28 protein-coding genes are annotated in these 19,925 nt (G+C 55.1%); 5 read left to right on the forward strand and 23 right to left on the reverse strand.

Translation table 11 applies throughout. From position 1 onward, the window contains the following. Nucleotides 1-750 precede the first annotated feature (750 nt). Both AB9F29_RS16575 and AB9F29_RS16580 read left to right on the forward strand, forming a co-directional pair. On the forward strand, nt 751-1,956 hold the full coding sequence (locus tag AB9F29_RS16575; RefSeq protein WP_369756453.1) for a tyrosine-type recombinase/integrase: 1,206 nt from the start codon (nt 751-753) through the stop codon (nt 1,954-1,956). Between the two features lie 293 nt (nt 1,957-2,249). Beyond that, nucleotides 2,250-3,011 carry a lysophospholipid acyltransferase family protein gene (locus AB9F29_RS16580; RefSeq protein ID WP_369756454.1) on the forward strand — a complete coding sequence of 254 codons (762 nt, stop codon included), beginning with the start codon at nt 2,250-2,252 and terminating at the stop codon, nt 3,009-3,011. Nucleotides 3,012-3,155: 144 nt separating this feature from the next. On the opposite strand, the gene AB9F29_RS16585 is transcribed toward AB9F29_RS16580, so the two are convergent. The 10 genes from AB9F29_RS16585 to AB9F29_RS16630 form a co-directional block, all read right to left on the reverse strand. Then, the gene (locus AB9F29_RS16585) at nt 3,156-4,163 is read right to left on the reverse strand and encodes a phage late control D family protein (protein ID WP_369756455.1); all 1,008 of its coding nucleotides are present in this window, start codon (nt 4,161-4,163) and stop codon (nt 3,156-3,158) included. Next, nucleotides 4,154-4,369 carry a tail protein X gene (locus tag AB9F29_RS16590; RefSeq protein ID WP_369756456.1) on the reverse strand — a complete coding sequence of 72 codons (216 nt, stop codon included), beginning with the start codon at nt 4,367-4,369 and terminating at the stop codon, nt 4,154-4,156. The genes AB9F29_RS16585 and AB9F29_RS16590 overlap by 10 nt, the downstream gene beginning before the upstream one ends. Next, nucleotides 4,344-4,754: a phage tail protein gene (locus AB9F29_RS16595; RefSeq protein WP_369756457.1), complete on the reverse strand. Its 411-nt coding sequence runs from the start codon at nt 4,752-4,754 to the stop codon at nt 4,344-4,346. The genes AB9F29_RS16590 and AB9F29_RS16595 overlap by 26 nt, the downstream gene beginning before the upstream one ends. Before the next feature lie 3 nt (nt 4,755-4,757). Then, on the reverse strand, nt 4,758-6,899 hold the full coding sequence (locus AB9F29_RS16600) for a hypothetical protein (RefSeq protein WP_369756458.1): 2,142 nt from the start codon (nt 6,897-6,899) through the stop codon (nt 4,758-4,760). Nucleotides 6,900-7,085: 186 nt separating this feature from the next. Continuing rightward, a complete protein-coding gene (locus AB9F29_RS16605) occupies nt 7,086-7,373 on the reverse strand; it encodes a phage tail assembly protein (RefSeq protein WP_369756459.1) in 288 nt (95 codons plus the stop codon). 3 nt (nt 7,374-7,376) lie between these two features. Continuing rightward, nucleotides 7,377-7,883, reverse strand: coding sequence for a phage major tail tube protein (locus AB9F29_RS16610; protein WP_369756460.1), 507 nt, complete (start codon nt 7,881-7,883; stop codon nt 7,377-7,379). Beyond that, complete coding sequence (locus AB9F29_RS16615) at nt 7,883-9,067, reverse strand: phage tail sheath C-terminal domain-containing protein (protein ID WP_369756461.1); 1,185 nt, start codon at nt 9,065-9,067, stop codon at nt 7,883-7,885. The genes AB9F29_RS16610 and AB9F29_RS16615 overlap by 1 nt, the downstream gene beginning before the upstream one ends. 287 nt (nt 9,068-9,354) lie before the next feature. Next, nucleotides 9,355-9,906, reverse strand: coding sequence for an N-acetyltransferase family protein (locus AB9F29_RS16620; protein ID WP_369756462.1), 552 nt, complete (start codon nt 9,904-9,906; stop codon nt 9,355-9,357). 183 nt (nt 9,907-10,089) lie between these two features. Then, nucleotides 10,090-10,347 (reverse strand): DUF1127 domain-containing protein, encoded by a 258-nt coding sequence (locus AB9F29_RS16625; RefSeq protein ID WP_369756463.1) that lies wholly within the window; start codon nt 10,345-10,347, stop codon nt 10,090-10,092. After that, nucleotides 10,337-10,561 carry a DUF1127 domain-containing protein gene (locus tag AB9F29_RS16630; RefSeq protein WP_369756464.1) on the reverse strand — a complete coding sequence of 75 codons (225 nt, stop codon included), beginning with the start codon at nt 10,559-10,561 and terminating at the stop codon, nt 10,337-10,339. Before AB9F29_RS16630 ends, AB9F29_RS16625 begins: the two co-directional genes overlap by 11 nt. Before the next feature lie 131 nt (nt 10,562-10,692). On the opposite strand from AB9F29_RS16630, the gene AB9F29_RS16635 reads away from it, so the two are divergent. The 3 genes from AB9F29_RS16635 to AB9F29_RS16645 are packed head-to-tail and all read left to right on the forward strand — an operon-like array spanning nt 10,693 to nt 12,033. Beyond that, nucleotides 10,693-11,607: a LysR family transcriptional regulator gene (locus tag AB9F29_RS16635; RefSeq protein WP_369756465.1), complete on the forward strand. Its 915-nt coding sequence runs from the start codon at nt 10,693-10,695 to the stop codon at nt 11,605-11,607. Nucleotides 11,608-11,646: 39 nt separating this feature from the next. After that, on the forward strand, nt 11,647-11,844 hold the full coding sequence (locus AB9F29_RS16640) for a hypothetical protein (protein WP_369756466.1): 198 nt from the start codon (nt 11,647-11,649) through the stop codon (nt 11,842-11,844). Nucleotides 11,845-11,877: 33 nt separating this feature from the next. Next, nucleotides 11,878-12,033, forward strand: coding sequence for a carboxymuconolactone decarboxylase family protein (locus AB9F29_RS16645; protein ID WP_369756467.1), 156 nt, complete (start codon nt 11,878-11,880; stop codon nt 12,031-12,033). Nucleotides 12,034-12,526: 493 nt separating this feature from the next. On the opposite strand, the gene AB9F29_RS16650 is transcribed toward AB9F29_RS16645, so the two are convergent. From AB9F29_RS16650 to AB9F29_RS16710, 13 genes are read right to left on the reverse strand one after another with little or no spacing between them, the layout of a single operon-like run. Further along, complete coding sequence (locus AB9F29_RS16650; RefSeq protein ID WP_369756468.1) at nt 12,527-12,853, reverse strand: hypothetical protein; 327 nt, start codon at nt 12,851-12,853, stop codon at nt 12,527-12,529. Further along, nucleotides 12,853-13,557 (reverse strand): lysozyme, encoded by a 705-nt coding sequence (locus tag AB9F29_RS16655; RefSeq protein WP_369756469.1) that lies wholly within the window; start codon nt 13,555-13,557, stop codon nt 12,853-12,855. The genes AB9F29_RS16650 and AB9F29_RS16655 overlap by 1 nt, the downstream gene beginning before the upstream one ends. Before the next feature lie 2 nt (nt 13,558-13,559). Next, complete coding sequence (locus AB9F29_RS16660) at nt 13,560-13,913, reverse strand: hypothetical protein (protein WP_369756470.1); 354 nt, start codon at nt 13,911-13,913, stop codon at nt 13,560-13,562. 2 nt (nt 13,914-13,915) lie between these two features. Next, nucleotides 13,916-14,518: a hypothetical protein gene (locus tag AB9F29_RS16665; protein ID WP_369756471.1), complete on the reverse strand. Its 603-nt coding sequence runs from the start codon at nt 14,516-14,518 to the stop codon at nt 13,916-13,918. Nucleotide 14,519: 1 nt separating this feature from the next. Continuing rightward, the gene (locus AB9F29_RS16670; RefSeq protein ID WP_369756472.1) at nt 14,520-15,914 is read right to left on the reverse strand and encodes a hypothetical protein; all 1,395 of its coding nucleotides are present in this window, start codon (nt 15,912-15,914) and stop codon (nt 14,520-14,522) included. After that, the gene (locus AB9F29_RS16675; protein WP_369756473.1) at nt 15,914-16,486 is read right to left on the reverse strand and encodes a phage tail protein I; all 573 of its coding nucleotides are present in this window, start codon (nt 16,484-16,486) and stop codon (nt 15,914-15,916) included. Before AB9F29_RS16675 ends, AB9F29_RS16670 begins: the two co-directional genes overlap by 1 nt. Then, nucleotides 16,479-17,405 (reverse strand): baseplate J/gp47 family protein, encoded by a 927-nt coding sequence (locus AB9F29_RS16680; RefSeq protein WP_369756474.1) that lies wholly within the window; start codon nt 17,403-17,405, stop codon nt 16,479-16,481. The genes AB9F29_RS16675 and AB9F29_RS16680 overlap by 8 nt, the downstream gene beginning before the upstream one ends. Continuing rightward, nucleotides 17,402-17,740 (reverse strand): GPW/gp25 family protein, encoded by a 339-nt coding sequence (locus AB9F29_RS16685; RefSeq protein ID WP_369756546.1) that lies wholly within the window; start codon nt 17,738-17,740, stop codon nt 17,402-17,404. The genes AB9F29_RS16680 and AB9F29_RS16685 overlap by 4 nt, the downstream gene beginning before the upstream one ends. Nucleotides 17,741-17,794: 54 nt before the next feature. Next, complete coding sequence (locus tag AB9F29_RS16690) at nt 17,795-18,226, reverse strand: phage baseplate assembly protein V (protein ID WP_369756475.1); 432 nt, start codon at nt 18,224-18,226, stop codon at nt 17,795-17,797. Next, entirely contained in the window at nt 18,219-18,752 is a 534-nt protein-coding gene (locus AB9F29_RS16695) for a hypothetical protein (protein WP_369756476.1), read from the reverse strand. Before AB9F29_RS16695 ends, AB9F29_RS16690 begins: the two co-directional genes overlap by 8 nt. Then, on the reverse strand, nt 18,749-19,288 hold the full coding sequence (locus AB9F29_RS16700; protein WP_369756477.1) for a phage tail protein: 540 nt from the start codon (nt 19,286-19,288) through the stop codon (nt 18,749-18,751). The genes AB9F29_RS16695 and AB9F29_RS16700 overlap by 4 nt, the downstream gene beginning before the upstream one ends. Then, the gene (locus tag AB9F29_RS16705) at nt 19,275-19,610 is read right to left on the reverse strand and encodes a hypothetical protein (protein WP_369756478.1); all 336 of its coding nucleotides are present in this window, start codon (nt 19,608-19,610) and stop codon (nt 19,275-19,277) included. Before AB9F29_RS16705 ends, AB9F29_RS16700 begins: the two co-directional genes overlap by 14 nt. A gap of 9 nt (nt 19,611-19,619) precedes the next feature. After that, nucleotides 19,620-19,907 (reverse strand): hypothetical protein, encoded by a 288-nt coding sequence (locus AB9F29_RS16710; protein ID WP_369756479.1) that lies wholly within the window; start codon nt 19,905-19,907, stop codon nt 19,620-19,622. Nucleotides 19,908-19,925: the final 18 nt, after the last annotated feature.

Consider the following 19,925-nt stretch of genomic DNA (forward strand, 5'->3'; position numbering starts at 1 on the left):
CGATTTATCGCAAGGGCGCAATGGCGAAACCGGTGCGTGCGCTTCTCGATTGGCTCACAGCATTGTGCCCACCTCTATCCTATCATAGCCGCCCCTTTTGAAACACAACGGCCGACCGCTTAATTCTCGTTTCCTGACATTCGATTTGCCGATCATGATTGCTATGTCGCTTGTTTTGACTGGTTTTTTGCTGGCGCGGCCGCAGATAAGCCGGGGCGTGGGCGCGGGAATGATACTAGGTTATCTGGGCTATATTATCGCAGCACAACGATGGAGGCGCGATCCTCGGATCATCATATCCGAGATTAATTGTTGGGGTTATTGTCGACTTTGGGGGCCAACGTCCTCAAAGCAGCCGTTGGCACCCCAGCAGAAAAATGGTGATCTGGGCTCGTTGCCGCCGTTAGTAGCAAAAGCCACGAAGGTCTTCTCTGGGCCGAAAGTGGCGGCACATCGTTGATCGGTAAAACCATATTTGGCTAGATGGATGAGCTTCAATGCAATTGAAAACAACAAGGCGGATTGCAGGGCGGATAGAAAACCTCTGTATCCATCTAAATCAATAATATAACGCCATTTTCAGGAGATTTGTGGTGCCCAAGGGGGGCGCCTACCTTATGATGCAGGACGTTGCACAGTGACGCACCCTCGGTCTATGATACCAATGGCTTAACGCTTTTCCGGCGCTCGACAACGCAAGGGAAAGCATGACAGCGCCTCCTACGGTGGGGGGCAAAGTGGGGGGCAGAAATGCGAAATAAACTAACAGCGGTGGCGATAAAGAATACTGGCGACGGCAAACTCCAAGACGGCGCTGGCCTCTATTTAATCAAGAAAGCCGACAATGGCCGATGGATTTTCAGATACCAATTGAACAAACGACGCCGAGAAATGGGCCTCGGGAGTTTAGACACCGTTAGCCTCGCAGCCGCGCGCAAGAGTCGAGACAAATGGGCTGCGATGGTTTCGCAAGGTGTCGACCCGATAGACGAGAAACGGCGCATCGAGGATGAGGCCGAAAAGGAACGCTCCTTCTCAAATCCCACGTTTAGCCAGCTGACCCAGATAGTCTTTGAAGCGAAGAAGGCCGGACTTAGGCGCGAGGGAATAGCTGGGAGATGGACAAGCCCACTCGACGTCCACATCATCCCATTGATCGGCCAGAAAGCCGTATCCGATATCACCGTGCTCCACTTGAAGGATGCGCTGGCGCCTATTTGGAAAAAGAAGCACGTAACTGCGCAGAAAGCCTTAAACCGAATTCGGATCGTTTTACGCGGCGGGAAACGCATGGGACTGAACTGCGACCCAGACATGGCCGACACTGCCGAATATCTGCTGGGCGAGCATATCCATGTGAGCGAGCCGATCAAGGCAACCCCATGGCAGGAAATCCCCGAATTGTTCAAAGCGCTGGAAGGTCGAGGCGTAGCAGCTGCATGTTTGCAGTTTATGATTTTAACTGCGGTGCGATCAAACGGCTGTCGAGGCGCACAGTTTTCTGAGATCGAAGGCGACACTTGGATAGTCCCCGCGGATCGAATGAAAGGTCGCGTCGGAAAAACACACGACTTCGCTGTGCCATTAAATCAGCCGGCACTTCTGATTGTCGAAAAAATGGCGACGTTTTCCGAAGTGTTTATATTTCCGGGCACGGCTACCAAAAACGGCATTTCAGATACGGCGCTGGCGAAAACATTGAATGTGCTCGGAGAAGCAGGGAGGCCGCACGGATTTAGGACCAGCTTCAGGACTTGGGTTCAGGACAATGAGACCGCAACATATGACGTGGCAGAAACCGCTCTGGCCCACAGAACAGGGAATGCCATCGAACGCTCCTATGCCAGATCGGACCTTTTAGACCAACGGCGCATCCTAATGGAAAAATGGGCTCGATTCGTGACAGGCGAGAGTGCAGCAATCGTGGATTTGCAAGGCCGCGCGACTAAGCCGTAACACCGGTTTGAGACACTGTTTCACCCCACCCATGTGTTGAATGTCAGATAACTTTGACTTTTACACCAAAACTAGCCCGAATTTCGGAAAATCGCCAAAGCTGCCGTCGGAGATGATTGCAGCAAACGGCAGGAATGAGCCCGAAGCGGGCACTTTCATCGACGCATCCTCAAACGATGCGAGTGAAGATCAGCATACCAAGAGTGCTTCACGATCTTGGTGCATTATTGTCAGAACATCTTAGAAAGACTTGAAAGTTTCGGCCTTTGAGGTCTAGCTTGCATCTTATGCGGATGGCTATCGAAATCAAGCGCGGCCTTGCGGCCTGTGCGCAGTGGATCTTAGGTCTCCCGCTGGCCAATGCCCGTGTCGCCTACCTCGCGGAATCCAAACAAGAAGGGCGTGCAATCATGTCCCGCCATTGCCAACGGTTCCTGAATACGTGCCACATTTCAGTTGAAATTGACGGCCCACTGCCGCCGCCCGGCCGTGGCTGTGTGCTGTGTTACAACGAATCTTCCTTTCCCGACCTGATGGCCTTTATGGTGGCGTTCCTTGATCATGTGGACCGCGCAGCGGCAGCAGACCTTTACAAATTCTTCCCATTCGCACGCGCCGCTTTCGCACGCATCGATTTTGAACTCGTTCAAAGGGGAAACAGGGCGGCCACAGATGCCCTGATCGACAAGATGGTCCAGCGCATCCGTGGTGGAGAACGCGTTGCTTGGGGCGGTGAGGGTCGTTTGTCCGGCATTGATGGTATCCGACGTTTTAAAATCGGGGCCAGCTTGATTGCGATACGTGCAGGTGCGCCTGTGATCCCTGTGGTTTTTCATGGTGGCCACCATACCTTGCCGTTGGGAGCCATCCGGGCACGTCCAGGAACAATCCGCATCCGCATCGGCAATCCGATCCCAACTTCAGGTCTGACCGAGGACGATGCTCGCGCGTTCGCCGACAAGCTTCAGGATACCCTTTCGGAAATGTATTCCACCGCGGCGAAGAGCGGTGTTGTTTCTGCCGGTCCGAAAGTGTCGCCCGAGTTCAACAACTGACGGCCCTTTGGGGGCAACATGCATATCGTCGCCCTGCCTGCAATGCGTAAGGGGCAAGGGTTTGCAAACGGCGGCTTCGTCCGCACACCCGACGTAGGTAAATTGAGCAGCGAACGGCGGGTCTGAGCCCATTTCGGGTCCTTTTCAAATTGGGCGCTGCGCCTTCACTGTCGTAACAAAACCAGCGTCGGAAACCGAATGCACAGCGTTCTCGACCAACCACTCGCCAGCAGCTGCGGAACTGAAATCGAGCGGTAGGATTTTGCTTTCCGCTACAATTGACGGATTGCCCACCATTTCGACCTCGAGCGTTTCAACCGACCGACTGCCACGCCGCGCTTCAGCATCCGCCATGCCGCGCGCGGTGGCTTCATCCCGAAACCGCTCCCGCAACCGGCGCACCGGCTCCTTGTCGCCAATTTTGACCTCTACGTCCTTAGCTGCCGCCAAATCGCGATAGGTCGCGATGACTGTGCCAACCGCCTCACCGAGCGAGCGCCGCATGCGCCAGCGCGACACATCCGTGCTCAACAGCGAGGTGACCGGCATGGGAGCGCCGCTGGCAGAAACCGAATCCGCGCGCCGACCGATGAACAACCGGCCACCCGCTGGTTTTGCAACCAGGTCGTAAGCGAGCGCGATCCGCGTCAAAACGGCAATGTCGGATTCATCGATTTGATCGATATGCCCGGGAACGATCGGAGCCGCGTTTGCTGAGATTGCGAGCGTCAAACCATTTTCGGCCGCAATATTTGTGGCTATATTTTCAAGCGTCAGCCCAGCGCTCCACGATCTAGTTTTCTGCTGAGTGATCGGACCCATGCCGTTAGAGGCAAGCCCCTGCGACTTGGCGCGAGCAGTGATGTGGATATTACGAGGTGGCGACGATTCCTCGACTTCATCCGCGATAAAGACGCCCATATTACGAAACCCGCTGAGATAGCCCAGACCGACCGATATCTCCGCCCCCGGCTCGGGCATGATGAACTGGCTGAACTTCGAGACATTGGCGAAAGTGATCTCCGCAGTATCAGAGATAAACCCCGCCGAATCCGACACGCTGACGGAACTCAGCTGCGAGAAGATGAAACCCGACAACGGAATGCCGTTAATCGAGACTTGGACCAAGGGGCGAAAATCAATCAATCCCACAGTGCGACCCCAACGACAGGCGGCAACTGGATCAAATCGGGCAGAGCAATCCGGATCCCCCCCGTGATCACAGGACCAAGCTGGGCAAGGCCGGGGTTTTCCTCAAGGACGGCTTCGACCTGCAGACCGCTGGTGCTGCCGTAATGACGGAACACGATATCATCGAGAACATCGCCCCCGCTAGAAACGTAATAAAGAACTGACACCGCCGTCATACCTCGCAATTTTCATCGTGAAATCTTGGCGCATTGGGATGCCCTGCTTTGCAAAGACCTCCTGCCCCTCACTAATGGCTTCTACCACCCACAAGCCGAGCACTTTGCCCTGCCCCGTGACGAGCGGAACCGGCAACCCGAGGCTGCTCTGGCTTCGCATTTTATCAACCTGCTTCAGGCCACCCCGAAAGTGCGGATAGATCACTCCCTCGATATCGATAGAGTCCGCGCCAAACCCGACGAATTGCAAAGCGTCGTTTGTACCAATCCGTGCCTGACGCGCCCAACGATACTCGGTCGAACGGAACAAGCGCTGATAAGCTGCGGTATCCAGAGAGAACTGCAGAAAGCCCAATTGCATCATTACCTCGGCCATTGGCTATCTCCCAAACGGACCAGAACTCGGAGCGCGATCATATAGACCACCCTGAGCCTGTTTGCGCATTTTACGTTCTGCCAACTCCAACAACTCACTGGCGCTAACACCAGCTGCGTGGAAGTGGTTTGTGATGGATTGCGTCACGCCTTGGTTCGGAGCTCCGCCGGAGCGCGCACCACTTCGTCCACCCATTCCGGAAAGACGAGCCGCCATGGGCGAATTGCCAGCCAAGCGATCCGACATGGTCACGGCTTGGCGCAGCGCGCGATTGTTGGCGACATACCCCGCGCGGTTTTCAAACTTCAACTCCGGGCCCCGTTCGCCGGTCAGATGCCAACCGGATCCGAAAGGACCGCCCAGCGCGTTCGTTTGTAAATTCTGGCGCTTTGCCAAGCGCGCCTTGTTGGCATCCAATCGCGCCTGAGTTTTTGGCGAAACAGCCCCGCCAACTATGGCGCCTGTTTGACCCGCGCTTTCCTGAGCAGCTGCTCCGACATCCACGGTAGGCCTATTGTCACCCACACCGATAGCCGCGAGCGCGCCCTGCGCATTATCGACCGTCCACTTTAGCGCATCGATCACCGGCTGAATGACGCCCAGCACGGTTGTGAACTTATCGCCAATCCAAGTCAGGATCGGATCGAGAAAGCCTTTGACCGCCCCCCATGTGGATTTCATTGCGGAACCGGCAGCATCCATGGTGCTAGTGAACGCGCCCCCCACGAAAGTGGCAATAGCGTCGAACTTCTCGAGTACCACTCCCCACATATCCGAGAACCAAGGCCCGAGCGTTTCCCAATTGGAAATGATGAGCGCGGCACCGGCTGCGATGACGGCAATGGTTGCCCCTATGGGATTGGCAACCAGCGCCAAACCAATGGCACGGATCCCCCCGACCACAAAAGGCGTGGCTCCAGTGAGAACCCAAAGAGCGCGCCCTAACCCGAATACCGCACCGGCGAATTTTCCGACCTTCACAATTAACCGGCTGCCGAGAACGCCGCCAATGATAATCCCGAAGTTTTCCCAACCACCAACCATGTCGGCGGTCGCAGCCATCACGGACTGCGTCACACCCAAGACTTTGCCCAGACCTTTACCGAGTTCGATAATGTTGGGAAGCGAGCGTTCAACACCACCAGCGAATGCCTCGGCCCACACCTCGATGTTCGCATGATTGGCAATGAGCGCGTCACCGATCTGCGCGAGCGCACCCGTTACGACCGGAAGCAACGCGGCTCCTACCGTATTTTTGAGACCTTTTGCCGCCAGTTGAGTATCGAGCAGAGTATCTTGGAAGACTTCGGCATCCCGCGCGGCTTGCTCCGAGAGGACATATCCCGTCCGGCGCGCGTCGTTGCGCAATTTCTCTAGCCCTTTTGAGCCGTCCCGCAACATGACCAGGAGGCCCAACCCAGATCGGCCAAAAATGTCGTTTGCAAGCGCGGCCTTTTCCGATTGCGTTGCCACGCCCTGCATGCGGTCGGCAATAAGCGCGAGCGCATCCTCTGGGAGCATAGTCGCCAAATCGCTGGCAGACAGACCCAAGGCGTCGAAGGCATCCTTCTGAGCGCCGGTACCGTCCATCGCGAGGCCGATGTTTTTGACCATCTTCTCGAGAGAGCCGTCGAACGTGGCTGTGGCGACACCGGAGCGTTCAGCAGCATAGCGCAATTCCTGCAGTGCAGCCGTACCGATGCCGAGCTTGTCGGCTGTCTTGGCAACATCGTCGCCCAATTGCGCGGTCGAGGATGCGAGGCCAAAGATTGCGCCGCCAGCAAGCCCAAGACCGAAGGAAATGGTGCGAGCAGATCGGCCAATTTCACCGGCCATACTTGAGAAGGAGGAACCCACACGGCGCGAAGCACCAGCCGCGCGCGTCCAGCGCTCCTGCGAGCGGCGAAGTTTGACCAGTGTGCGGTTCAGTTCTTCATAGTCGCGATCGAGCGCCTCGACAGATTGACCCTGCCGAACCAGAACGTTGCGCTGCTTGGAGAGTTCGCGCTGGCGCTTTTCAACGGTTTTGATTTCGTTGCCAACACTTTGAAGGCCGGAGCGAAGCACCCCGATGTTCTTTTTGACCGACTGCTCGATCACCGAACCAATGGTGATCGAGGCACTGAGGCGCTGCTTACTGCTCATTTTTGGGAAGCCCCTCGTACCACCAGAGGAAGCGCTGGACCGTGAGCGCTTCGATTTCAGTCAAACTCCACCCTGCGAATTGGCTTAAATTCAGGATGGGAGTGCGGAGAACATCGGCCCCGACCTCCAAACCCAAGCCAATACGCTGGTGGTTGTTTTTTATAGCCCAGCCGACCGATTGAACGGTCAGATCATAAAAGCCTGATACGCGTCCTGAAGAAGGCCATACTCGCGCATTTTAAGACCCGAGATATTCTCCGGAGCCAACTCGCAAAGATTGGCAAGAATGGCGACCTCCTTCTGCGCGGCAGACTTAATCCCATCGACCGCCAGCTGGTCACCGACAGTCGGCTCGCGCATTACGATCGAGGACACTTCGACACCGTCGATGAGGACAGGACGCGCCGAAAAGTCGATCTTCTTTTTGCCATCGGGAAGATCAGTAATCGGGTTTTGAGTTTCGGGAGGGGTCATGTTTTAAAGCCCTATGTTTGAGCGATGAGTCGCGAGTTGATCAACGCCGTTGATGAGGCGCACCATATTGATCACATCAATTTCGTGCGTCGTTTTCGCCCCATGCACCTCACGGTAATACGTCAGCGAATTGGTGATCGTGAGGGAGGGCTTTTTGCCAGACCCCCAAGTGCCACGCTCGAGGCTGATGATTTTCCCCGTCATGTTGTGGACAACAGCCGTGGCGGTGCCGTCGAGGCTTTCGAGAGAGCCGCGCGCGGTCAACTGGATGCCACCGTTCAATTTTACGCCCCACAAATTCAAGACATTGAGGTCGTAGGAGGTGAGCACAAAAGAGCAGGTCAGCTTTTCCATGCCCATTTCGATATCTATGGGGGCATCCATGCCGCCCCCACGGAACTCTTCGGTTGTGAGCGTCATCGCCGGAGGATTGTACTCCTCGATTTTGCCAGCATATCCGCGACCATCGACGGTCAAATTCAGATATTTGAGAATGTCTTCAGCAGCCATTAGTTAAAAACCTCCGTGATGTAGTCATTGACGAGATGCGACCGGAAGGTGACATGCTCGGCAGGATAGACAGGCGTGAAATCGAAATTGAAGAAGACCTTGCCCAGCGCGATATTTGCCGCAGAGTTCAGGTCCGGATCGGCCCAACATTTGCCGCCCAGAATTGCGCCCAGCGCGGTCAGGTCGCGAAGATAGGCATTCACGCCCTCCTCCACATCTTCCACATAGGTTTTGGTGATCCCGCGATCGACAGCCCAAAGATGGGCGCGCAAAAGGGAATCGTTGATGATGTCGGCCGTCCGGCGCACCGAAAGAAAAATCCACTTGGTATCATCCGTCACCGAACGGTTACCCCAAAGACGAAAGCCATTCTGGCGGATCGTCGTGGCAACTTTGCTCTCATTCAAGAGGTTGGCCCGAGAGTTCGGATCGCCCAGCTTGAAGTCGACGGCGCGCGTTGTGCCGATGATGCCGCTAATAAGTTGGTTGGAAGGCGAAGCCCAGAACCCGACATCGTTGTCCGATTTGGCAATCAAACCCGCAACGCGAGAGGAAGGCGGCACATCGAGAACGTCGCTCCCGACCATGACTTTGTGCCAAGGATCAATCATGTAGATGCGGCTGGACCCAAAATCACCAGCGGAAGCCACAGCGGCTGCATCGGTGGTGTTGGGACCATCCGCGATAACGACAGCGCGCATACGATCCGCAATACCTTGAAGTTCGGCAACAACGGGATTTGCAAGATCATCCGGGCGCTGGTGCGTAAAGCCCGGAGCGATCAAAATACGAGGGGAAAACCCGAGGACGCTCTCCGCGCCGATCAAAGCGTGGACGCCTTCAAAATCGCCGGTTGTTGCGTTTACGCCGCCAATAACGTTCGCGAGAGTTTCGGCAATATCGACACCCACCTCGACACGCACGACAACAACAGCGGCCCCGACTTGGTCAAAAATACCATCAAGGGCATTCGGCAGAGTACCCAAACTGGTCCCTACGGTATCCAGAAGCGCGGCTTCCTTACGGGAACCGGCGATCAGCACAGGAATGTTCAACGGGAAAGCGAGGGGATCAGCATCGGGAGCGGTACCAACGATACCAATAACAGCGGATTTGACGGTCTCGATTGGGCGAGGCCCACTGTCGATCTCGACCACTTCAACGCCATGCAAGAAATCTGTCATGTGGGCCTCTTTTTTAGGTGTTACGAGTTTTTATCCTCGCCACCATCCCACTTCAAAAAACGCAGTCCCTCTGGCGGTTCCCCAACGAAGTGCGGGACAATGTGCCGTTCGACTGAAGCCACGAGGGCAACTTCCGGCCCGAAGCTGCCATTGGTCACCACCTCAAAATGCTGCGGTGCGGCCCGTCGAAGCGGACATTCGTGCTCGGTGCAGCATTTATTTTGTTGGCTCAAACGTCGGTGTGCGGACAAATGGTGTTTTCGCTGCAGCTCCCCCGAACGGCTGCTTTATTCAAATGGCCTGTGAGCATAGCTTCTCGCCTCTCCGACGATCTCTTCTGCCATGGACGCAGGCGTTGGCCAGTACGGATGGAGGACAGCTTCAACCGCATCCTGGTCATTGCGCAGCAAAGCATGGTGCTTTGTCGCAAGGTGCCTCATGCGGCTGTTTCCTTTCAGGCACATCATCTGAATGGTCCTGACGCCCCTGTTCTGGGCCATTGCGAACATTCGCTCAAACAACGCATCTCCTATCCCGATATTTTGCCAGTCAAGTTCAACAGAGAAGGCAGCTTCCGCCGTTGATGGCCAGGAATGAAAGACGCCGCGCAGTTCAACAATTCCCCGCACTTGACCATCGACAGAGGCGCCGCAGACAATGCTGTCATTACGAAAGATGTTCTGTGCGTATTTTAAGATCCCCCCGTCGCTGACCGCTCCACAAAACCGCGCGCGACGAGATCGGATATCAAGACGTTGAAAGTGATCGCGAATGCTGTCTTGATTGGCCTCATAAAGACGACTGACGAGAACGTCCTGAGGATGACTGTTGAGACGCATTGTTCAGGTCTCCTATCTGCCCAAAAAATTGGGCCAGCATCTTCGGGAGGAGGTGAAGATGCTGGCCCTGTGCATTGGCGTTCCCTGTTGGTTATTTTATCGCCGCTGCTCGTGCTGGCTTACTCTGGGAGGAGCGAGAACCAGCATTTTTCGTTGATGGCTCAGACCGATCGGTCTGTTTGCTTATTCGTTCGCCATAAGTGTTTCTGCGTATTTGGGAATCTCGGCTCGCTGGATACCGATCTGGGCAAGCTGATGGTCGCTCATGTTCGAGAGCACCGACATCATCCGAGCCATTTGAAGGACTTTCAGTGTGGATTTTGCATTGGCCCTAAACCGCGCCAATATCGCGAGAAATCCATGCGTAATCTTTGAAAAAGAGATTGCTGCTGTGCCGCGGTGACGGCCATTGGGCTCAGCCATATTTGAATTAACAGTCATAAGCGGCCTCCATAGCGAGTCTCTTGATGTTACTGCGCGGAATGCCCAGATCATTAAGATCACGGTTTGAGAGCGCTGATAGTTCAAAAAGCGTGGCGCGATAGATCCTACGCTTTGCCAGCGCCTGTCTCATCTGATCTCGCTTTTGATGAAAGATTGTGCGGCCAGCATCCAAAACGACGTCTAGCCCGGAGTTTGATCTTGTAACTGCCATGTTATGTCCTCGCTTGTTGCTGCGGCGCAGTATTTATGCTGCACTGCAGAGATACGAAGATTTGGTAGCGCTCACAATTGGGCGATTTGGCAAAGGGTCTGTTCCGTATTGGCACAGTCAGGGGATGTAAAATGGATATTTCTGCACAAATGTTGACCTTTGCGACAGTTGTTGAACGCGGCAGTATTTCGGCTGCGGCACGGACAATTGGACGGACGCCTTCGGCGGTCAGCAAACAAATCGGGCTGCTTGAGGATCAGGTTCACTTCCGACTACTGAATCGCACTAGAACAGGTGTCACTCCGACGCAAGAAGGCCAAGAATTCTACGAGAAGTGCAAAGCTATGGCTGAAAAGTTCAAGGAGGCTGAGGCGCTGATACAGAATTTGGACGGCATCCCTCGCGGCATGCTCAAAATAGCGTCCAGTGTTGCGTTTGGTAAATCTCAACTGATCCCGATTTTACCCCAATTTCTAGACGAATGCCCCAGTGTTCAGGTATCATTGGAGCTGACAGATCGCGTTATCGACTTACAGAGTGAGGGCTTTGACGCGACCATTTGTTTTGCCGAGCAGCGTAAGATTCCCGACATTATGGTCCGCCGTATCATGAAAAGCCGTCGCGTTTTGTGCGCTTCACCCACCTATCTTGAACGGTGGGGAAACCCCAAACGTTTCGACGAATTGAAACACCACAATTGTTTAAGGATTGCTGGAAACAGTAAGCGGAACTCTTGGGACAAGCCTGACCCCTTCAACGGTCAAGACTTCGAGGCAAAGGGCAGCTTTGAGGGAAACAGCACCGACGTTGTCTATCGCGCGGCACTTGCAGGGATCGGTATTGCGCGACTGCCCTTTTACATGGCGGACCGAAAATTCCAGTCAGGTGAATTGGTCCATGTTCTGTCGGAATATGCGCCACCGAGCACCGACATTGCCGTCATGTTTGCGGATAAGCGTAACCTTGCTCCAAAAACACGTGCGTTCATTGATTTCCTTGTGCGTCAATTTCGCGATGTCCCTGAATATCAAATGACGGGGTCTTAATCGCAGGCATGTGACAAATTGTTGAAAGTAGAAAAAACCATGATGAACGATACGACACAAACAGGCAGAGAACTTTCGGAACGTTTGAACCCAGGAATGGAAGACGCGCTGAATGCACGCTACGGCCACCTCCTCCCCGGGATGGCCGAGGGGGTCGTCGACTTTGCCTATGGGCGCCAATATGCCCGACCCGGGTTGCCTCTGCGTGACCTATATCTGGCACCCATCGCCGCTTAGGCTGCGTTGGGTGGTCAGACAAAACCGCAGTTGATGGTTAATATTGCTGGTGGTCGCAAAGCTGGGCTGTCAAAGGAAGAGATCGCAGAAGTCATCTGGCAGATGGCGCTCTATGGTGGCTTCCCTTCGGCGATCAATGCGCTGAACGCCGCGTTGGAAGCTTTTGAAGCAGAGGATGACGACGCCTGAGGAGCAAAATTCAAGAGTGATAACCGAGTGGTGAGAAGTCTCGTTCTCTAGCAGAATAGGATATTATGGACGCGCGGAGCGGACCTTCATGCAATGCGCAGCATCGGTCAAAGTGGGCTCTCAACTGCCGTTCGCTGCGTTTGCACATCGCAAAAACTGGGTCGCAGCCCCGAGCGTCCGCTTTCTTCATGTAGCCCAGTTTAGTTTGCAGGCGCAGCGAATGGCGGCTCTCCGCCCTTTTAAGACCTTAGTTCGCTGCTCAGAACATACAGATTGACTCACAGTTTTCGCCAACTGCGTCCTGCTTTAAACTCAAACCCGTTCAGAAAGAAGAATTTCTGCAATAGCCTCTATTTTCCCATTTGCGCATTCTGCAGATCGGCGGTGCTCGGTCGCCAAGACGGCAAGCTCGGTCACGGTTTGCACCAGGCGCGCAGAGATTGGGCAAGGCGTCAAAGTTTCGGCTGGAATATCGCGCTCAATATAAACGTACTCAGTCGCCGGTTGGCAGCCAGCCATTAACAATAGCGGCGATACGAGGATCAAGAATTTCATCGTTAAAATCTCCTGTGCGAAGCGCCTCGATCGAGGCGTCCAATTCAGCGGCGCGATTGGTCCAGCGAACAACCCGAGCGGCCTCAACCTCCCGAGCTAAAGCCGACTTTTGCGCTTGCTCGGTCAAAGCAGCGACGGAACGTGACAAATTCGCGTTTTGGCTGCGCAAAGCGGTGCTCTCTGATCGTTCGAGAGCAAGTAGGCCATAGACGGTAGCAAGGGCGACCAGCGCCGCCCCTAGCGCATATTTCAGAACAACACCCATCAAAGCGCGGAAAGGCAAAGCGCGCGTTCAGCACCGCGACGATTGGACAGACCCTTAATCACGCGACCACCCGCCCGATTCCAACGCGGCAACTGGTGGCAAGCGCCTTCGAGATCCCCGGCATTTGCCAGCTTCACCAGAGTTGATCTGCAAGCCGCGCCGGAGCCAACATTGTAGGCCCAAGAATTTAGCGCAATCTTCATAGGTACAGGCACGACCGCGAAAAGGCATTTGTCCAATTCCGCCTCAAACTGGATGAGGCGCTTCTCGAACATTTCGTCGCATTCATCTGCCGTCCGGACGTCGCCCTTTTTGACCCCGAGCGTTTCGCCGTCGCAGATCGTCCACACACCAACAACATCCTGATAAGCGACAAGCGAGCGCCCCTCCCAGCCGCCAACGAAGGAAACCGTAGCTGCCAGAGCGACAGCCGAACCGGCCAATAGACCTACGGCGCCTTTTTTAACCGCCCCGCTCGTATCCTTGAGAAAACTGGTGGTTTCCTTCTGAGCAAGGATGCGCGCCACGAAAGCACCCGCGTTGATGATCGCAGCCAACCCCGCGAACATGGCCGGTGACAGCCCCAGCACATCGGCGTTCGTTTGGGAGACGAAAACCGACAACCCACTGAATATCGCGGCCAGAATAATCAACTTGATCGACCACGCCTTTGTTAGAATTTCTTTCCAATCGGGTAAAAACATTTTTAGTTCCTCTGGGTTAGGAGTTGGCGCAAAAGCCGGTTGGTTTCATCGAGGCCAGCCTTCACCTCTTGCATGTCGCGCATCACACTCTCGAAGCGCGCGCCGTCGCGAGATGCGCCGTTTTCAAGCGAGCGGATCCGCGAACCATATTCTTCCTGCCGTTCGTCCCGCTTGGTGCCGGAGGCTTGAAGCACATCAATCGCCGTCGAAAATTGGGACATTTGCGTCCCGAACTTTATCCCGGCACCAACGCCGGTCACGGACAGGGAGAACAGGAACCCGAAGATAGTCCACGCCAGACCGCGCGAGAGCGTGATGCCTCGGTCGCTGTTTTCAATTCTTGGCTTGTTGGTCACCGCTAAACTCCGTTTGCACCTTGGGCCGCAAACGCTGCCAATATTTCATCCACAGACGCATGGCCGGAAGAGACCACAGCCTCGAACTCCGCGATCGTTCCGGCATTCGCAAGAGCCACCTCCAGCTGGGCACACATCACTGCAGCCGTAGCCACCGCGCTCATATAGGCGTTGGCCTTTGCCACTACTGCCGAGGCATGCGCTGATGCCGTTACCCCACGACCCTCTGCCTCGATCTCGATAAGCGAGGCTTCTGCATCGGAAGCTGTGCCGTTTAGGTAGGCATGGGCAGATTGCGCTTTGATGCCCCAAGTATCCCGTTCTTCAGGTGTTGCGCCGCCAGTCAGACTGCCAAGAAGGGAGGCGTGGAGGCTTTTGATATCCATCAGTGAAACGTGCCGCGCGGCTTCGATATCCGCTGCGGTCAGTGCAGGGACCGGAGCAATGCCGCCCTCCTCCTGCAATTGCGCCCAAACTGCCACACTGAATGCGTCCGTTTCCGTTGGATCGGCGGTAAAAGGGATCAGCCCAAGCTCGGGATGAACCACGTCACAATCGACGCGCCCATCAGCTAGGAATTGGCGGTTGTTGATAATAAAAGCCATTTTAAGAAATCCTCATGAACAGGGTCGCGCGGGTATAGGTTGAACCGGAATTGTGGCTGACTTCTCCCAGCGCTTTCCAAGTCCCGGAAAGCGCGGAACCGCCCCGAAACAGCTGAGAATCCGTGCCATTTGCCACCGTATCGAGCGCGAGTTGGTAGGGTACATTCATGCCCGATGGGCGAAGACTGGAACCCGCATAATTGCTGCCAGCATTGATCGCTCCGCTTAGTCGCACAGCAAAGACATACTGCCCAACTGCGCCGTGGCCTTTGCCAGTGTGTGCAATTTCGCTGAGTTGAACCCCGTCGAGAAGGTCTGCATCCATGCCCGAACCAGTGCCGTCATTTGATGAGTTCCAAACTTTTCCGTAGCTGCCGTCGCCATTGGCAATCCGGAACTCTTGCAAGCCGCTGGACCAGAGTAATAGCCGGTAGATATCCGAAACATCATCGTAAAAATACATGCCAGTATTTGAGGCTCCAGACTGGCCCACGTATACGAAACCATCAACGACGACATTCTTGTCCGCATAAACTGTCTCTGAAAAGGTGGGACTGATATCCGTCCGGCCGATTGAGGCAAGATGCACCCCGTCGAGCAGATCAGCATCCAAACCTGAGCCGGTGCCATCATTGGCACCGTTCCAGATTTTGCCGTTAGACCCGTCCGAGTTGTGCATCCGAAACCCTTGTGAGGCATCATCCCACCACAGATTTCTCCAAAGATCGAAGGTATCATCATAGAAATAAACGATAGAAGACCCGCCGGAGTTTTTGCCAACGAACAACTCACCCTGAACCGTCGCGGTTTTCTTAAATAGAACCGCTTCATCGAAGGCTTCAGAAACATCGGTCCGTGCAAATTGAGCGGCATGCACCCCATCGAGCAGATCAGCATCCATGCCGGAGCCGGTGCCGTCATTGGCAGAGTTCCAGACTTTGCCAAAACTCCCGTCCGCATTTTCCATGGCCAAATATTCAGCCGAGTTATTCCAATAAAAAGCGCGATTAACATCCGCAGTATCATCGTAAAAATACGAAACGGAATTGCCACCGCCATTTTTACCAATGTACAGGATGCCCTTAACCGTCAGGTTATTATCGAGCGTCACCGCAGCATTAAACGTTTCAGCCACATCGGTCCGCGCAAGCTGAGAGCCATGAAGCCCGTCAACCATGTCCGCGTCCAAGCCGCTCGTATGGCCAAGACCAATCGTAACCAGAAGCGCATCAATTTTAGTTTTGAGCCACGAGGTCCGGTTTGCCAACTCCAAGTGCGGCTGATTGGTTATGCCTTCGCCAGCCGCCAAATCGGGAGGACCACCTACAACAGGATCGGTCTTTTCGATTTGGTAAATTGCAGCGGCCCAAAGTCCGTCTTCTGTCAATCCCGCCATCAGGTGACTCCATGTGTGTAAGACCCGTCATGGGTGATTGTGTCGTTGTAGAGATGCAGCGCTTCCGTGAAGAAAAGCCCCTTCAAGTGGCAGCGAACCGGAGCCACCCGCGCGAGAATTTCACGAACCTGATTTGACTGCGAAATGGTAATTGAGCGCGCCAAATAGACCCGATACTCAGCCCAATGATCGCGCACATCCTCGGCGGTCCAGCCTTCATATGGTGGCACCCCATTAACCAGATCGGCCCCAAAATTCTCGACAACGCGCGCATCGCCCAAGCCAGCGGAAATAAGTGCGAGTTTCACACTGCGCAGGGTTCCCTTCCAGCGATGCACCTCCATCGCGGCGCGAATGGTGGAGCGTTTGGTATCATCCGACCATTCGTGCTCCCAAACTTCGACAGAGAAGGACCACGCCAGCCAAGCAAGAATATTGGTCGGACAGGTGTCCACATCCCAGAGTGTCCGGAGCGGAGCCTCCAAGCCGACAAGCGACTCGGCCATGGCTTGCTCAATGGCGCGCGTGGAATCACTCGAATTTGATGGCAAGAGGCTCGGAAAATCAGACATCGCGACCGACCACGGTCACAGTGACACCCGTACAAAATGCAGCAGCGTCGGCTTCATTCACGATTGAGGCCGCAGGAGTGATCAACACAACATCCTGAACGCCGGGCTGATAAAGAGCCGAATGCAAACCAGCGACCGTGATATCGTGGCCCAGCCGGTGGTGCAAATCCACAAAAGCCAAAAGTGCGGCTTCGGCAGTTGTTCTGACAAGCTCGGCGTCCGGACCTTCAAATAGCGTCAATTCGGCCTCGACCGAATAGTTGACCAAAGTCGCGCTATCGATGATCACAGTGTCATTCAAAGGCCGACGCGGCTCGGTGATTTCATCGATCGCGGTGAGGATTTCAGGAGAAGCGGCACCGGTTCCTTCGGTGGAAAGCGCAACGATCCGCACCTCCCCCGGTGTCGCCGTTTGCAGCACGGCAATATCTTTGATGTGCGAAGACGCGGAAAGCGACCAATACACATAGGACCCTTCCGAACCTGCCGAAGTCAGCCCTTCCGGAGCCAACTGGATCCGCGCGCGCAACCGCCCGTCCGTCTCAAGAATTTCTGGCACTGGCGGCACCGCATATGGCTCGGCTTCTTGGTGCACCAACCGCGCGACACCATAGAAGGCCCCCAAGTGATCCAGAACGGCACCAGTGGCAAAAGCCAAAAGGTTGCCCTTTCCGGCATCTTGGACAGCCGCGCGCAAAAGCATTTCACGATAGCTGTCCTCCTGAAGCAGCTGAACCAGCGGCTCGCTCTCGAGTTCCAGAGCGGATTCAAGGCCAGCGATGTAATCCGGAGCGCCAAAGTCAGCGGCCAACTCGAGAAGCCGCGCCACGCGCAAGGCGTAGATTTCCTCGAATGTTGGCTGGTCGATAATCTGCGGAACAGGAAGCTGGTCCAGATTGATAGCGGAAAATGCACTCATCCGACTTCTAATCCCTCTAAATTGATTTCAGAGCCGGTGGGAAGATAGCGCCCCACCAAGTCAATAATGATTTCGCCCGGCGCATAAGTGCGCAGGGTGATCTCTTCGACAACAATCCGCGGTTCCCAATTGATCAGCGCCTCGGCGGTGGCCGCGATCAAGGCCAGCTTGGTCGAAGCCGAATACGGCGCATCGACAAGCTCAAAAAGGCGGCTCCCGTAATCGCGGCGCATCACGCGCGACCCGATCGGCGTCGTTAGAATATCCCGCACAGATTGCCGAAGGTGATCCACCCCGCCAATCTCCCGAGCACTTAATGAATTAAGACCATACATGCCGCCAAGATTGCGCAAATCTGAGGCTTGGTCCTCTGGCGTTTCCCCAGAGAACTAGGACGGACCGCTGGTATTTGAGCCGCCAGAAATGACACCGCCATGGGTATGCGTGGTCAAGCTAACGCCTGAAGCGACCACATCCCCTGCGACGGTCACGTTGCCGGTCAAAGTCACCTCGCCGGTGCCGACGATCGAGCCGACAAAGTTACCTGCAGGAACGGGACCAGAGAAAGGACCAGGATATACAATGCCCTTCGTCGTATCCCCGCCCGGTGACAGAACAACAACCTGAGTGCCGACACTCGGAGGAAACCAGACCGGCAACTCGACGGAACCCAGCTGGGCAATGGCGAGCCAATCGCTTTCTGCGCCATCACCCCATTTGACCTTTGCGCGCGCACCAGCGCGATCGAGAACAACCACCGTGGTCACAACCACCATGCGCTCCATCCGGCGCAGAAGCTCAGAAAGTGCGTAATCAGACATCAGGAACCCCCGCCACATAGTCACCTTCGTGATCCGGTCCAATTTCAGGCGCAAAGGAGATTAGAAGTTCAGTTGGCGTCACGCCATCATCGACAAAATAGCTGTCGCCCAGATTGGCCTCATGGACCCACTCGATGCGCCAAACGTCAAACTTGTTTGCGATCGGGGAGAATTCGTCAGGCTCGATCGCGCCAATGACAGCCGGGCCCCATTCTACGCCCAGCCGATTGCTATGAATGAAAGTCGCTATCGCGCCCGCAGCTTTGACCACTTCGCGCCGAACTTTCGCCGTTCGGTTGCCAAGAACAATCCGCGCCTCAAAACGCACAAAGCACGGCAGCTGGCCCGTATGCACATCGGTGTCTGGGCTGGGCTCAATTTCCGACATTTGAACGATGAGCGCCGGCACTTTCAACTCACTCCGACTTTCATCCTCGGCGGCAACCGTTTTGAAAGTTGGGAATTGCGCCGCGAGGGAGGCCACGACAATGTCCAGAGCATCGCCAAGATCGATAGCGTCGGTCATTTGCCAACTCCGTAAATGGTGCGCGCTTTGATATCAGCCGCAAAGTTTTTAAAGAAAATGGATTCGAGATCCACAAACACGTTGTCCTCGATGAACGTCATGATCCGATCGGACACCGGCAAACTGACAGACGCGATCGGAAAGGATGCATTGCTCACCCGCTGATAGACGCCCCGCTTGCCACCTCGAGTGGCGAGAAATGCGCCGTGGATTTCGACATCACCAAACTTGACGCCGGTCGCGGTTTTTTGAGGTCGGCCCTTGAACGCGGAAAGAGGGAGGTCGTTGCTCCCGATCCAAACCCGAACACCGCGACCGCGACGGCCCGAATATTTGTACTGTTTGATGCGATTGCGAAGCGCGGTAGTGGTGCGCAAGCCAAGCTCGGTTTTCAAACCAGCAACCGAGAGTTTGCGCAAAGTCCCAGCGGTTCTGTTCAAAGCGCGCCCAAAGGCCATATCAATCTGCTTGGGCGAGGCTGCGAATTCATCCGCGATGGCCGTCAACCGGCTATCATCGACATCAAAGGCCAGCATTGAAAATCACATTGAGCGTGGCCAGCGTCACAACCGAAACGCCGGTGCCGTCCAGCTTTGGCGAGCCGATCACGTCAAAAGTCTTGCCCTCGATGCTGACCGTGTCGCCATCTTCAACGAGGGACAAGCCGTCCTCGGGACCAGTGAAATGCGGCGCCTGAATTTCGTGCTCATACTCCCCGAGCGAAGAAGGCCCGGTGGGATCGTCAAAAATGCCCAAAACCCGCCCAATCTCAACCTCACCACGATTGAAGACAGCCTCGGTGGCGAATTCATCTGGATCAAAGAAATCGGACAGGTTCTCCCAAGAAGGATGGGTCATGGAGCTAACCTAGCCTTCCAGAGCCGCTTCGATGAGAGCGAGCACATCGGCCTTGTTTTTGGCTTCGCTCACATCAATCTCTTTTTCGTCCGCGAATGCCTCCAACTCTGCGCGCGTTTTGCTGGAAAGATCGCTTGCGGATTTACCCGCTTTATCTCCGGCAATCTCGACTTTTCCGCGCCGCAAAAGGCTCTTTGCAGCAGCCTCATCAAGACGCAAAACGGCCCCCGGCTTATGGATTTTACCACCAACACCAATGGCGGAAGTGACGCGAACACTGACCTGTTTATTACTCATTTTTTAGGCTCCAAATTG

This window comes from Falsihalocynthiibacter sp. S25ZX9 (genome assembly GCF_041205405.1).
Taxonomy (GTDB): domain Bacteria; phylum Pseudomonadota; class Alphaproteobacteria; order Rhodobacterales; family Rhodobacteraceae; genus Falsihalocynthiibacter; species Falsihalocynthiibacter arcticus.